The following is a 13,494-nucleotide window of genomic DNA, read 5'->3' on the forward strand; positions in this document are numbered from 1 at the left end:
CCGCGAGGGCCATTGTGCCGGCACAGAGGGACAATTTGCCCCGCAAATCAAACCGTTACGCTCTCAGCAAGACCGTCGCTGTCACTCCGGCCGGTCGTGGGCCGGGGCGTCGGGTCCCCTGTCCTTGCGACCGAACCGATTTTTCACGCCCTCGCGCCAGCGCTGGAAGGTGACGTAGAGCATCGGCACCAGGAAGATGCCGATCGAGCTTGCGGCGAGCATGCCGCCGAACACCGCCGTGCCAACCGCTCTGCGGCTGATCTGGGCCGCGCCGGTCGCGACCACCAGCGGAACGAGGCCCAGGATGAACGCGATCGAGGTCATCATGACCGCGCGGAAGCGCATCTGCGATCCGAGGGCCGCGGCTTCCCGGATCGGCAGGCCGGCTTCGCGCTGCTCCTTGGCGAACTCGACGATCAGGATGCCGTTCTTGGCCGCGAGCGCGATCAGCACCACGAGGCCGATCTGGCCATAGAGATCGAGATTCAATCCCGCGACCTTGATGGCGAGATAGGAGCCGAACACGCCGACCGCGACCGACAGCAGCACCGGAATCGGGATCGTCCAGCTCTCGTACAACGCGACCAGGAACAGATAGGCGAACAGCACGGCGAGCGCGAGGATGATGCCGGTCTGACCCGAGGCCGCCTGCTCCTGATAGGCGGTGCCGGTCCACTCATAGGAATAGCCCGCGGGCAGCGTCGCCTTGGAGACCTCGGACATGGCCGCAAGCGCCGTGCCCGAGGATATGCCCGTCGCCGGGCTGCCATTGACGGTGACCGAACGATAATTGTTGTAGCGGGTGATCACCTGCGGGCCGGTGACGATCCGCAAGCTTGCGATCGAGCGGATCGGCACCATCTCGCCGCCGCTGTTGCGCACATAGATTTGCCAGATATCGGGGATGTCGGCGCGGTTGGCGGCCTCGCCCTGCACGTTGACCTGCCAGGTGCGGCCGAACAGGTTGAAGTTGTTGACGTAGATGCCGCCGAGCGTGGCCTGCAGCGCGGTGAAGACGTCGGCCATGTTGAGGCCGAGCGCCTGCGCCTTGGCGCGATCGATGTCGAGATAGATCGATGGATTGGTCGCGGTGAAGGTCGAGAACACGCGGGTCAGCCGCGGGTCGCGGTTTGCGGCGCCGATCAATCCACCCATCACGCTGCCGAGCGCAGCGGGGTCCTGCCCCTCGAGTGCTTCGAGCTGGTATTCGAAGCCGCCCGAGGTGGAAAGCCCGATGATCGGCGGCAGGTTGAACGGCAGGACAGAGGCCTGGCGGATTTGCGCGCCGGCCATGAAGGTCTGCCCGATCGCGGCCTGCACCGAATCGGTGACGGCCTTGCGGTCCGCAAACGGCTTCATCCTGGCCACCATGAAGGCCGAATTCGGCTCGCTGACGCCGTCGAGCAGCGAAAAGCCGATGATCGACAGCACGTGATCGACGGCCGGATTCTTCTTCAGCAACGCCTCGACCTGCTTGGTCACCTCGCTGGTGCGCGCCACCGATGCGCCGTCGGGCAACTGCACGGAGATGAAGAATGCGCCCTGGTCCTCCTCGGGCAGGAAGCCCGTCGGCGTGATCCGCGACACGCCGAAGATCCCGCCGGCGAACACCAGGACGGCGACCAGCGACAGCAAAGCCAGACGTAACAGCCGCCGAACCATGCTGGCGTAGCGGTCGCGGACCCAATCGATGCCACCGAGCACCCGTCCCATGATGCCGCGGCGCGGTCCGCCGTGCCGCAGGAACACGGCGCAGAGCGCCGGTGAGAGCGTGAGCGCATTCAGCGCCGAGATCACCATCGCCGCGCTGATCGTCACCGCGAACTGACGGAACAGCGTTCCGGAGATGCCGGGGATGAACGCGATCGGCACGAACACCGAAAGCAGCACCAGCGAGATCGCGATGATCGGCGCGGTGATCTGCGCCATGGCTTTCTTGGTCGCGTCGGCAGGCGACAGCTCCGGCTCCTCCTCCATGACGCGTTCGACGTTCTCCACCACCACGATGGCGTCGTCGACCACGATGCCGATGGCGAGCACCATCGCCAGCAGCGAGACCGTGTTGGCGGAATAGCCCATCGCCAGCAGGACGGCGAAGGTCCCGATCAGGCTGACCGGAACCGCCACCGCCGGAATCACGGTGGCGCGCAGATTGCCCAGGAACAGGAACACCACGATCACGACGAGCACGAAGGCTTCGCCGAGCGTCTTCATCACCTCCTTGATCGTATCAGAGACGAAGGTCGTGGAGTCATACTGCACGAGATAGGTCAGCTCCGGCGGAAACCGCTCCGACAGCTTGGCGAGCGTGGCCTGGACGGCCTTCGCGGTCGTCACGGCGTTGGCGCCGGGAGCGAGATAGATGCCCATCGGTACGCCGGGATTGCCGTCGATCCGCGATTCTGAGTCCATGTTCTGGGCGCCGATCTCGACGCGAGCGACGTCCCTGATCCGCAGCACCGATCCGTCCGGGTTGGCCCGCAGCACGATATTGCCGAACTGTTCCGAAGTGGCGAGACGTCCCTGCGTCTGCACGTTGAACTGGAACTGCTGATCGTTACTGATCGGGCGCGCGCCGATGCGGCCGACCGGCGCCTGCACGCTCTGCGCCCTGATCGCGGCGATCACGTCCGATGGCGCCAGGTTGAGGCTGGTGAGCCGCTGCGTGTCGAACCAGATCCGCATCGAGTAGTTCAGTTTCGCGAACAGCGACGCCTGTCCGACGCCGGGTGTGCGCGAGATCGCATCCAGCACGTTGATGATGGCGTAGTTGGTGATGAACAGCGGGTCCTGCTTGCCGCTCTTGCTGTACAGCACGATGAACTGCAGCACGGCCGAGGATTTCTTCTGCACGGTCAGGCCCTGCGCCTGCACCTCGGTCGGCAGTTGCGCAAGCGCGCTCTGCACCCGGTTGTTGACGTTGACCGTGTTGATGTCCGGATTGGTGCCGAGCGCGAACGATACCGTCAGCGTATAACTGCCGTCATTGCCGCTGGTCGACTTCATGTAGAGCATCTTGTCGACGCCGACGACCTGCGCTTCAAGCGGCTGGGCGACGCTCGATTCCACCACGTCGGCGGAGGCCCCGGGATACACCGCCGAGACCGTGACCTGCGGCGGCACGATGTCGGGGAACTGGGCGACGGGGATCTGCAACAGCGCCAGCGCGCCCGCGATCGTGATCACGAACGCAATGACGATCGCTAGCCGCGGACGATCGACGAAGACCGCGGAAATCATGGGTTAGCGCCCGATTTCGAAGCCCCGGCCCCGCCATTGCCTTCCGCGGACGCTTTCATGCTCGACTGGATCATCGCGCTGGCCGGCCCCGGCGCCACGACTTCGCCCGGCCGCACCTTCTGCACCCCCTCGGCGATCACCTTGTCGCCAAGCGAGAGTCCGTCCGTCACCGCCGCGATCGTGGACGTCGATTGCCCGAGCTTGATCCGCCGTTGCTCGGCCTTGTTGTCCGCGCCGACGACATAGACATATTCACCCTGCTGATCCGACAGCACCGCCGCGCGCGGGATCGCCAGCACCTCGACCGGCTGCACGCCTTCCAACAGAACTGTCACGAACTCGTTGTCGGTGAGTTCGCGGATCGCGCCGCCGGTTTCAGTCGGCTTGTACAGAGGCGGATTCGGGATGGTGCCGCGGAGTGTGATCGTGTCGGTGTTCTGCGCGATGGTGTTGTTGACGAAGTTGAGTTCACCGACCTTGTCGTAGAGCCGGCCGTCCGGCAGGCGCAGCCGGATGACGACCGCGTTGAAGCCACCCCGTGTCGCATAGCGAGCGCGCAGGTTCAGCGCCTCACGCACCGACACCGGGAAGGTGACATACATCGGGTCCTGGCTGACGATCGTCGTCAATGTTCCCGAGCTGGGTGTCACCACGTTGCCTTCGGTGACCGCGGTGCGCCCGATCCTGCCGTCGATCGGCGAATGGATCTCGGTGTAGTCGAGATTGATCTGGGACAGATCGACCTGCGCCTGCGCGGCTTGGACCTGCGCTTCGAGGCTCTGCTGATTGGCGACCGCGGCGTCATAGGTCGATTGCTGACCGGCTGGGCCGCCGAGCAGGGCCTTGGCACGGTTCGTCGTCAGCTTGGCGTTGACAAGCGTCGCCTGCAGTTGCGCGACCTGCGCCTTCTTCGATTCCAAGTCGGCCTCGAACGGACCGCGCTCGAGCTGATAGAGCAGATCGCCGGACTTGACCTCGGCGCCCTCGACGAAGTTCCGCTTGTCCAAGAACGCGGTGACGCGCGCGACCACATTGACGCGGTTGGTCGCCTCGACGCGACCAAGAAACTCGCTCGACTCGGTCACCGGCCGCTTGACCGCCTCGATCACGCCCACGCCCGGAGGCCCTGCAGGTGCCGGCTGAGCGTCGGCCGCAGATATCCCCGCAACCACCAGTCCTGCTGATATGAGAAGACCCGCCGTTCGACCGCGCATACTTTCGGTACCATTCATGTTGTCGAACCCCGGTCACCGCCTGCAGAGTTGAGATCGAGTTCCTTCGAGCGCGAAGGCCGGGATAGGCTGGTTGCGCGCAGCAGATCATAACGCGCAGAATCCACATCCGACAATGCTGTAACCGGATCGTGCGTTCCGCATCTGTGCTCGCGACACGGGAATGGCGCCCTCGGACGGGCGCTGGTCGCCGCTGCAATTGTGCTCAAATGCTCGCGAGTTGCCGCTTCGCTTCGGCGTGTTCCCGGCCTCGCCGTGCCCGATGCTGCGTGCGCACATTAGTACGCGCCTGCGATCAAGGCGTCACGACGACGATACCGCGGGTGCGCCCATGAACGGCTTCGCCCGCCGCGAGCGTGATGCGCTCCAGTCCATCGGTCATCACATGCGCTTGGCAAGGTTCGGCGCGCATTGAGGCCGACTTGAGGCGGCCACGCCCCTTCACAAGGCGATCGCGTTCTTCAGACGGGACGTCGCTTGATAGGCCGGCGATGCCAAGCGCGCCTGCAGCCATGGCCTGGCGCTCTTGCCATTGACCTCATGCACGCCGTCGAAGACGATCATGTCGATCAAATGCCCGTGGCCAGAGGCTGCGTACACCGCCTGCATCTCCGCGAACTTCTCATCCCGTCCACATGCGACCGAGTTTGCAACGTCGCGGTTTCCAAGTTCGGCGAAAAGAGGGCAAGGGGAGATCAGGCTCGCCAGCGCTCGTCCGACATATTTGGTGCGGCTCCTGCTAAAATGGATGTAGCTCGCGAGCTCGATGCCGAGATTCTTGCTGATGGTCGGCGACATCAGAAATTTCTTTTCGTCGCGCATATATCCCGAGACAACAGTCGGCCTCATCCGCCCGGTCGCAGCTTCGAGATGAAGCGCCAGGAACGCGCCCCAGGACACGCCGTATACGCCCACATTCAGACCGGATAGCCCGGTCACTATCCTGCAAACGGTTTCGCCCGCATCGATCGATGCGCACGACACGTTGTGAGCGGAGATGTGATGCGACGCCAGCATAGCGGCGATGTTGTTCTGGCTTTCCTGGTTGCCGATCTGGACAATGTAGGGGCACCAGACGACGTAACCGTCCTGGCAAAGTTGCTTGCCGATGGCATTCATGTAGTCCGGATCTGTGTCGACGAAGCACCGCTCCGGTGTGCTGGCCATGCCGTGGGCCAGCAGCACCAGACCCTTGGCCTCACCATCGGGAATTCCGAGGCATCCGCGCACCGGCAGCCCGCATTCCAGATCGAGTTCGACCTTCACGACGGAGAAGCGATCCTGCGTCCTCCGCCACAGGACACGCATCTCGTCACTGGAGGCGCGATAGAGACGACGCTCCAGGAACAGCGATCTCATCTCTCGTCGAATGTCCGGCCCTGTTGCGCCGGCCCTCAGCTTTCCGCTTGCGGCGATATCGAAGAACGAGCGGCAGAACGCGTCATAGCCGAGGGCTGGCAGATCGACGTTGGCGCAAGCTCCGCGGCAATGGCCAAGTCCAAGGTCGTCGCTGCCGGCCATCGAAGCCGGACCGACCAGCGTCATCAACAATCCGGACAGCGCCCTGCGGCTGATCATGGGTCACCTTGCGTCCGCCTAGCTGGCGTGAGGAGCCGCAGCGACGCAAATTAAAGGATGTTCATGCTCGAATGTTCGCGAGCGGCGTTGCAAAGATGTTACGATTCCGAGCGCGTGCTCGCGGCATTCCTGCCGATTGATTTCTCAACGCTTCAGAACGTTTCAACTCGTCAACAATCTGCATTCCGGCGCGGCTCCGCGTGGCGCGGACCGAGCCCGGCTTGCTGCCTCGCAGCGATCGCCGTCGTCTCCCCGGAGTATCACGGACTCCCGCGTCCATTCGAATCGCTCTAAGGAAATATTTCCGTGGCCGGCGGGTTTATCTGCCTGGTAACATTGCTCCGGAAAGTCTGATGAAAGACGACCTGCACGAGCATCTGATCGAACTGGTCTATGAAGCCGCGGTCGTTCCGGAGCTGTGGCCACAGGTGCTGCATCAGGTCGGCGGCATCGCGCGCGCACGCGGGGTCGTGCTGCTGACGGCAGATCCGCACGACATGCGCTGGATTGCTTCCCCCGACATGCACGACGACACAGTCGCCTATGTCGAGGGCCGCTGGCACGAGCGCAATGGACGTCTGCCGCGTCTGCTTGCCGCCAATCATGCCGGCTTCTTGCGCGACATCGACGTGTTCGCTTCCCCCGAGGAGGTGCAGCAGGATCTGCAGATCCGTGAATTCTTCCGCCCGCGCGGGCTCGGATGGGGCGCGGGCACCGCGATCCCCGTACCGAGCGGCGACGTGCTGATCTACAGCGTCGAACGCGAATATGATCGCGGACCGATCGAGCAGGAGGCGGTGAAGCAGCTCGACGCGCTGCGCCCGCATCTGGCGCGCGCAGCTCTGCTCTCCGCGCGGCTCGGCATGGAGCGCGCAAGGGCGGCAACCGAGTCGCTGGCGATGCTTGGGCTGCCCGCGGCCGTGGTACGCCGCGGCGGCCGGTTGATGACGGCCAACACCCTGTTCGACCGCCTAGTGCCCGACGTCATGCAGGACCGCACCGACCGTCTGACGCTGGCGCCGGCCAGCGCCGACCTGCTGTTCGCACAGGCGCTGGCGGCACTCGATCATGGGGTGATCAGCGTCGAGGTACGCTCGGTCCCGATCGCGGCGCAGGACGACCGCCCACCGATGATCGTGCATGTGGTGCCGATCCACGGAGCCGCGCAGGACCTTTTCGATCGCGCGTCGGCGATCGTGATGGTGACGCCGGTCGTACCGTCCGACGTGCCGACGGCGGAGGTGCTGCAAGGTCTGTTCGATCTGACGCCGGCGGAAGCGCGTGTCGCACGCGGCATCGCCGAGGGGCGTACGGTTGAGACGATTGCCACAGCGTTCGGCATCTCGCGCGAAACAGTGCGCAACCAGCTCAAGGCGGTGCTGGCGAAGACCGGGCAAAGGCGACAGGTGGAATTGGCTGGGCTGCTTGCCGGCACCAGAACGCCGCAGGGTTCGCCTGAGGCGTGAGGCCTCGCGGCGCGGCGGGATAGCCGGACGACCTCAAGTGGTGTTCAGGCGCGCCTGAAGAAAGCGGCACACACGGCCGACCGCATCGGCCGTCATCGGATCGTTGTCCGCGAAGTCGAAGCCGTGGCCCTTGCCGGGATAGGTGACGATCTCCGCAGACGCGCCGACCGACCTGCCCAGCTTGACCAGCGCTTCGCCTTCCGCAAGCGGCACATTGCGGTCGGCCTCGCCATGCAGCTCGAGCAGCGGCGGCAGACGCTTCACCTCCGGGGCAATTTTTCCGGGCATGCCGGCATACAGCACCGCGAGCGCGGAAACGCGTGCGTCGTGCGCCGCCGTGGCAGCGGCAACGTAGCCGCCCAGCGAGAATCCGAGCAGGCCGATCCGGCCGGAACTATCCGCGCGTGACAATACAGCGGCCAGCGCGGAGGAGACCCGCCCAGCCCAGGTATCGTAACGCCCCATCTCGTAAGCCTCGCGGGTCTCGCGGGAACGCATCGTCTCGAACGCGCGCTCGTCGGCCGCCGTGTAGTAGCGAACGAAATAAGCGTCGATGCCGTCTGCGGTCAGCGCATCGGCGTAGCGTTCATAGGCACGCGGCTTCAGATCGAAGCCGCGCGAGCCGTGCAGAAGCAGCACGGCGGACCGCTTGCCGCTGCCTGGGGCACCATAGCGGCTCAGTGCGACGGATCCGTCGCCGGCGTCGACGTTCAGCGTCTCCGCTGTCGCCGCCAGCAATGGGCGGGGCACTGCGACGAGGGCAAGGCCGCCAAGCAGGCTTCTTCGGTTGAGGGTTCGCATCGGCACCTCGGCACGGTCCGCGGCTGCGTCATCGACCATATATATCACGTCGCGACACGCGTCCGGTAGAGTGCACGCTCGAACGCCCGATAGGTTGCGAGTGCGCTGACATCCGCAAAGGGCAAGACCTGCATCATGATCACCGCAGCAATGCCGGAGGCCGGATCGATCCAATAATAAGTGTTGTAGAGGCCGGCCCAGGTCAGGCTGCCCGCCTTGCGGCCGCCTTCGACCGGATCGAGGTTGATCATATGACCGAGACCCCAGCGCAACCGAACGCCCGGAAAGAAATCGACGTCGTTCGAAATCGCCGGATTGGTCGTCTTCATGACGCCGGCGTCGAGCTCGCCGATCTGGTTGGCTGCCATCAGCGCGACCGTCTGTGGCCGCAGGATCGAGGTGCCGGCAAAGCTGCCGCCGTTCAGCAGCGTCTGCAACAAGGTGAGGTAGTCGGGCGCGGTGGAGTAAATGCCGCCACCGCCCGAGAATCGCCTGGACACCGTGTGCTTCTCCAGCGGCTGCGGCTCCAGCGCGCCGTTGCTCTGGCGGACGTGCAGATGCGCCTCACGGGTGCGCTGCGGCTCGGAGATGGTGAAGCCGGTATCCCTCATGCCAAGCGGACGGAGGATGTGATCCTGGAAGTAGCGATCGAGCGTCAGCCCGCTCGCGATCTCGACCAGCCGGCCGACATGATCGAGGCTGCCGCCATAGGCCCAGCGGCTGCCCGGATCGAACATCAGCACGCTGCGCGGCAGCGCCGGATCGGACCGCGCGGCCCGGAGGTAGCGCACGACGCCAGCGTCCCACAACGGATAGCTGAAGCCCGATGTATGCGACAGCAGGTTGCGCAGCGTGATCGGCCTTCGCGGCGGGCGAAGCTGCGGAGTCCCCTTGGCGTCGAATCCGGCGAGAACCTCGAGCGCGCCGAGCGCCGGGTCGACATCGGCCGCGGGTTCATCGAGCTTCAGCCTGTCCCGCTCGACCAGTTGCAGCGCCGCGACCGAGGTCAACAGTTTGACCATCGAGGCGATGCGAAACACGGTGTCGACGGACATTTTTCCCGCCGCACCCTGCATGCGGGCGCCAAAGGCCCCCTCATAGATCGTGGCCTGGGCGCTGGCGGCCATGGCAACGACGCCGGGGACCGCTCCACTATCGACCTTGGCGCGCAGCACGGCATCGATGTCCCGGGCTTGCCGCAGGACGCGGAGCGGCGCCGACCCTGCATGGGACGCATTTGCCATCGTGCCTGCGGCAGCCATCGCCGCCGTATGCATCAGTACGTCGCGCCGACTGAACCGCGCCATCATCCGCGGGGCCGCTCTCCTCTGACCAGACCGGTTATGCCGGAGCGGCCGGCCGGAGACAATCGCGGCCGCAAAGGACTGCATGTTCAAACCGCGCCGGGTACGCTAGTGATAGCGTCCTCCCCCTGTCCGTGCGCCCTTCCGGCGCACACACAGTCAATGAGTGCATCTGAATGGCTGAAGCCGACCTCGACGCCGTCATCCGGCAAACCGCAAAAACGCAGACCAAGGCCCTGATGGCAGCCGCGAAGAAGCGCCAGGCCGTGTGGGTGGCGCGCGCCGCCAAGGCCAAGGACAAGGACACCAAGGCGCGCTTCCGCTTCATGGCGAAGAGCACCATGCTGAACGCAACGGCGACCGCCAAGCGGCTGCAGAACTCCGCCGAGAATGCGGCCGATGCCTATGCCAGAGCGATCAAGAAAGCGATGGAAGAGCCGCCGCCGGCGAAGAAGCCAGCGAAGAAGAAAGACGACGCCTAGGACCGCATCATCATCGCTGAGGCTACAATGCCCCGTTATGTCGCCCTGCTGCGCGCGGTCAATGTCGGCGGCACCGGCAAGCTGCCGATGACCGAACTGAAGGCGATGTGCGTCGAGGAAGGGTTCGGCGAGGTCCAAACCTACATCGCCAGCGGCAATGTGGTGTTTTCCTCCAAGCACGGCGCGGTGAAGGTCAAGGCCGCGCTGGAAAGGCGGCTGGACGCCTACGCCGGCAAGCCGGTCGGCGTGGTGGTCCGCAGCGCCGAAGAAGTCGCCGCCGTGCTGAAGGCCAACCCGTTCCCGAACGAGCCACCGAACTACACGGTCGCGATCTTCCTCGACGATCCGCCGGCAAAGGACGCCTTGAAAGATATCAGGGGTCAGCAGGACGAGCAGGTGCGGCTCGGCAAGCGTGAGATCTATGTCGCCTATGGCAGCGGCATGGGCCGCTCGAAGCTGAAGATTCCTGCGGCCGCCAAAGGCACCGCCCGCAACATCAACACGATCGCCAAGCTCGCAGAGCTGGCGGCAAAGAAATGAGAGCCCATCTGCCAACCCAAGAGCCGTCATCCTGAGGAGGCCGCGAAGCGGCCGTCTCGAAGGATGAACGACCGCCGGCGGAGCCGCGCATGCTTCGAGACGCGCGTTCCGCGCTCCTCAGCATGACGGAACAGCGTGCGCGCAAATGGCTATGGCGAGATCGGCTCTTGCTTACCTAAAGCGCGATGAGATTGGGTCGAATCGTCATCGCGCTTTAGCTCCTTGTTTGAGCTTGATCTTTTCGGAAAACCGCTTCACGCTTTTCCGGATCGCGCTTAGCTCTCCCGCACCACAAACCCCGCCGCACCGAGCCTGGCCAGCACGTCCTCCAGATGCGCGCGATCGCGGGTCTCGATCACGAGCTCCAGCAGCGTCGCCTTCGCCGGCAGATCGGAGAAGGTTCGCTGATGTGAGACCTCGATGATATTGGCACCGGCCTCCGCGAGCAGGATCGACACCGCGGCGAGTTGCCCGGGCCGGTCGACGATATCGAGCGCAAGCTGCGTCAGACGTCCCTCGCGCGCCAGCTCGCGGGTCAAGACCGAAGCGATCAGGCGGGTGTCGATATTGCCGCCGGTCAGCACGAGGCCGACATTGCGGCCGGCGAAACGCTCCGGCGTAGCGAGCACGGCGGCGAGCCCGGCCGCGCCGGCGCCCTCGACCACGGTCTTCTCGATCGAGATCAGCATCGCGACCGCGCGCTCAATCTGATCCTCGCTGACGAGCAGGATGTCGTCGACCAGCGTGCGGCAGATCTTTGTGGTGATCTGTCCCGGGGCCTTGACCGCGATGCCTTCGGCCAGCGTATCGCCGCGCATCGGCAACTGCTCGCCCCTGATCGCGTTGTACATCGATGGATAGAGCCGCGCCTGCACGCCGATGACCTGAATGGACGGCTTCAGTGCCTTCGCCGCGGTCGCAATCCCCGAGATCAGCCCGCCGCCGCCGATCGGCACCACCAGGATGTCAAGATCAGGCACAGCCTCGAGCATCTCGAGCCCGATCGTGCCCTGCCCGGCAATGATCAACGGATCGTCATAGGGATGGATCAGGATCAGGCCGTGCTCGGCAGCATAGGTCCCGACGAATGCGAAGCACTCCTCCAGGGTCTGTCCAGTGATGATAACCTCGGCGCCGTGACGCCGGGTGTTCTCGATCTTCACCATCGGCGTGCCGATCGGCATCACGATGGTGGCGGGAATACCGAGTCGCTTCGCGTGGTATGCCACTCCCTGGGCGTGATTGCCGGCCGACATTGCGATCACTCCGCGCTTGCGCTCGTCGGGCGACAGCGCATGCAGGCGGTTGAGCGCCCCACGCTCCTTGAAGGTCGCGGTGAATTGCAGGTTCTCGAATTTGAGGAACAGACGGCAGCCGCAGATTGCGCCGAGTGTGCGGCTTTCGTTGCACACCGTGACCAGGACCGAGTCACGGATCACGGCCGCGGCGCGCCGTATATCGGCGAGCGTCACGGCGGCTTGGGCGTTGGAATCTTGCGGCATCGGCTGGCTTCGCTTCGAGCGTTTCGGACAGCGAAGCCTAGCGGGTTTTGGGGCCGAAAACGACCACGCTATCGGGCGGCCAACGCCCCTTGCTCTGCCTTGACCGGCCTGGCCAGCTCGATCTCATCACATGTCAGACACACCAGCGCGGTGCGGAAATGCTTGTCGAGCGCAATGGTTCGCGTCCTGCCGCATTGGCAGCGCATCGGCTTATCCATGAGAGATCGGCCCGGGTTCGAGGTGCAAGGGAAGCGTGCGCTTAGCTAGCCTGGTCCGGCTAACCTAATATGACTTGCGGCGGAACAGACGGCGCTCGGCTCAAAAGAATCCCGGACTGAGATCGAGACCGTAGGTGGCCCTCAGCACCGCGACAAACAGCACCGCGAGCGCGAGCAATACAAGATTCCGGATAATCGCGATTTGAAGCGAATGGGCGGAAAACGCACGTACGATCGATTGAGCCAAAGCCGTCATCTGCGACCTCCAACGCCATGCCTCGCATTTTGGTCGCGGCTGACGCGTCGAGGTTCAACGCTGAGAGAGCCCGGCCCCCGGGCCGGGCCTTTGCAGCAGCGATCGTGGCAAACGTGGCTGCCGCGCTAGAGGTTCGGCACAGTCTCCGGCGCGATCGCCGTCAGGCCGCCGAAACGGCGCTCGCGGCGATGGAAGGAGGCGAGCGCATCGGCGAGATCGTCGGCATCGAATTCGGGCCACATCCGCTCGGTGAAGTGCAATTCCGCGTAGGCGCCCTCCCAGAGCAGGAAGTCCGACAGCCGCTTCTCGCCCGAGGTGCGGATGATCAGATCGACGTCGCGCAAACCGGCCTCGCCGGTGATGAGATCGGCAAAGGTCTCGCGACTGAGCTCGCCGACTGCGCCTGCGCGCGCCGCAGCGTTCAGAATCGCATCGCGCGCCGAATAGTCGATCGCAATGCGCAGATGCAGCGTCGTGCCATTGGCAGTCGCGGCCTCGGCGCGCGCGATGGCGCTGGCGATGCCGTCGGGCAGCCGGTCACGCCGGCCGATCACGGTGAGACGAACACCGTTGCGCACCAGTGCGGCGACCTCGTTGGCGAGATAGAGCCGCAGCAGCGCCATCAAGGCGGCGACCTCGGCCTTGGGGCGGCGCCAGTTGTCGCTCGAGAACGCATAGAGCGTCAGTGTGCCGACGCCCTGGTCCGGCGCGGCCTCGACCACGCGGCGAATGGCTTCCACCCCGGCCTCGTGGCCGCGCAGCCGCGAGAGGCCGCGGCGCGTGGCCCAACGGCCGTTGCCGTCCATGATGATGCCGACATGCAGCCGGGTAGCAGCCACCTCGGGCTTGAGCGCGACGTTACTTTGCATCACAAA

11 protein-coding genes are annotated in these 13,494 nt (G+C 64.9%); 3 read left to right on the forward strand and 8 right to left on the reverse strand.

The features are described from left to right. Window positions 1-81: 81 nt before the first annotated feature. The 3 genes from P6U25_RS35440 to P6U25_RS35450 all read right to left on the reverse strand — a co-directional run bounded on the left by P6U25_RS35440 (window position 82) and on the right by P6U25_RS35450 (window position 5,738). Entirely contained in the window at window positions 82-3,240 is a 3,159-nt protein-coding gene (locus tag P6U25_RS35440) for an efflux RND transporter permease subunit (RefSeq protein ID WP_407149370.1), read from the reverse strand. After that, window positions 3,237-4,355 carry an efflux RND transporter periplasmic adaptor subunit gene (locus P6U25_RS35445; RefSeq protein ID WP_407149371.1) on the reverse strand — a complete coding sequence of 373 codons (1,119 nt, stop codon included), beginning with the start codon at window positions 4,353-4,355 and terminating at the stop codon, window positions 3,237-3,239. The genes P6U25_RS35440 and P6U25_RS35445 overlap by 4 nt, the downstream gene beginning before the upstream one ends. 558 nt (window positions 4,356-4,913) lie before the next feature. Beyond that, the gene (locus tag P6U25_RS35450) at window positions 4,914-5,738 is read right to left on the reverse strand and encodes a hypothetical protein (protein WP_407149372.1); all 825 of its coding nucleotides are present in this window, start codon (window positions 5,736-5,738) and stop codon (window positions 4,914-4,916) included. A gap of 665 nt (window positions 5,739-6,403) precedes the next feature. On the opposite strand from P6U25_RS35450, the gene P6U25_RS35455 reads away from it, so the two are divergent. Continuing rightward, window positions 6,404-7,516 (forward strand): helix-turn-helix transcriptional regulator, encoded by a 1,113-nt coding sequence (locus P6U25_RS35455; RefSeq protein ID WP_407149373.1) that lies wholly within the window; start codon window positions 6,404-6,406, stop codon window positions 7,514-7,516. 33 nt (window positions 7,517-7,549) lie between these two features. Here P6U25_RS35455 and P6U25_RS35460 read toward each other — a convergent pair whose 3' ends face one another. Then, window positions 7,550-8,254: a dienelactone hydrolase family protein gene (locus P6U25_RS35460; RefSeq protein WP_407149374.1), complete on the reverse strand. Its 705-nt coding sequence runs from the start codon at window positions 8,252-8,254 to the stop codon at window positions 7,550-7,552. Window positions 8,255-8,361: 107 nt separating this feature from the next. Continuing rightward, window positions 8,362-9,627, reverse strand: coding sequence for a serine hydrolase domain-containing protein (locus P6U25_RS35465; protein ID WP_407149376.1), 1,266 nt, complete (start codon window positions 9,625-9,627; stop codon window positions 8,362-8,364). Between the two features lie 170 nt (window positions 9,628-9,797). On the opposite strand from P6U25_RS35465, the gene P6U25_RS35470 reads away from it, so the two are divergent. Beyond that, window positions 9,798-10,103, forward strand: coding sequence for a hypothetical protein (locus tag P6U25_RS35470; RefSeq protein WP_407149377.1), 306 nt, complete (start codon window positions 9,798-9,800; stop codon window positions 10,101-10,103). A 27-nt stretch (window positions 10,104-10,130) separates the two neighbouring features. Continuing rightward, the gene (locus P6U25_RS35475; protein WP_407149378.1) at window positions 10,131-10,643 is read left to right on the forward strand and encodes a DUF1697 domain-containing protein; all 513 of its coding nucleotides are present in this window, start codon (window positions 10,131-10,133) and stop codon (window positions 10,641-10,643) included. Window positions 10,644-10,918: 275 nt separating this feature from the next. Here the strand turns inward: P6U25_RS35475 and P6U25_RS35480 are convergent, their stop codons facing one another. The 3 genes from P6U25_RS35480 to P6U25_RS35490 all read right to left on the reverse strand — a co-directional run bounded on the left by P6U25_RS35480 (window position 10,919) and on the right by P6U25_RS35490 (window position 13,488). Beyond that, window positions 10,919-12,145, reverse strand: a complete 1,227-nt coding sequence (locus P6U25_RS35480; RefSeq protein WP_407149379.1) for a threonine ammonia-lyase — start codon at window positions 12,143-12,145, stop codon at window positions 10,919-10,921. A 318-nt stretch (window positions 12,146-12,463) separates the two neighbouring features. Beyond that, entirely contained in the window at window positions 12,464-12,619 is a 156-nt protein-coding gene (locus P6U25_RS35485; protein ID WP_407149380.1) for a response regulator, read from the reverse strand. A gap of 125 nt (window positions 12,620-12,744) precedes the next feature. Next, window positions 12,745-13,488, reverse strand: coding sequence for a di-trans,poly-cis-decaprenylcistransferase (locus P6U25_RS35490; RefSeq protein ID WP_407149381.1), 744 nt, complete (start codon window positions 13,486-13,488; stop codon window positions 12,745-12,747). Window positions 13,489-13,494: the final 6 nt, after the last annotated feature.

Source organism: Bradyrhizobium sp. ORS 86 (assembly GCF_045571475.1).
Classification (GTDB): Bacteria; Pseudomonadota; Alphaproteobacteria; order Rhizobiales; family Xanthobacteraceae; genus Bradyrhizobium.

Excerpts from the sequence above, each read along its gene's own strand:
- P6U25_RS35465 (WP_407149376.1), bottom strand. The coding sequence starts at position 9,627 with ATGATGGCGCGGTTCAGTCGGCGCGACGTACTGATGCATACGGCGGCG.
- P6U25_RS35440 (WP_407149370.1), bottom strand. The coding sequence starts at position 3,240 with ATGATTTCCGCGGTCTTCGTCGATCGTCCGCGGCTAGCGATCGTCATT.
- P6U25_RS35480 (WP_407149379.1), bottom strand. The coding sequence starts at position 12,145 with ATGCCGCAAGATTCCAACGCCCAAGCCGCCGTGACGCTCGCCGATATA.
- P6U25_RS35455 (WP_407149373.1), top strand. The coding sequence starts at position 6,404 with ATGAAAGACGACCTGCACGAGCATCTGATCGAACTGGTCTATGAAGCC.
- P6U25_RS35490 (WP_407149381.1), bottom strand. The coding sequence starts at position 13,488 with ATGCAAAGTAACGTCGCGCTCAAGCCCGAGGTGGCTGCTACCCGGCTG.
- P6U25_RS35485 (WP_407149380.1), bottom strand. The coding sequence starts at position 12,619 with ATGACGGCTTTGGCTCAATCGATCGTACGTGCGTTTTCCGCCCATTCG.
- P6U25_RS35475 (WP_407149378.1), top strand. The coding sequence starts at position 10,131 with ATGCCCCGTTATGTCGCCCTGCTGCGCGCGGTCAATGTCGGCGGCACC.
- P6U25_RS35470 (WP_407149377.1), top strand. The coding sequence starts at position 9,798 with ATGGCTGAAGCCGACCTCGACGCCGTCATCCGGCAAACCGCAAAAACG.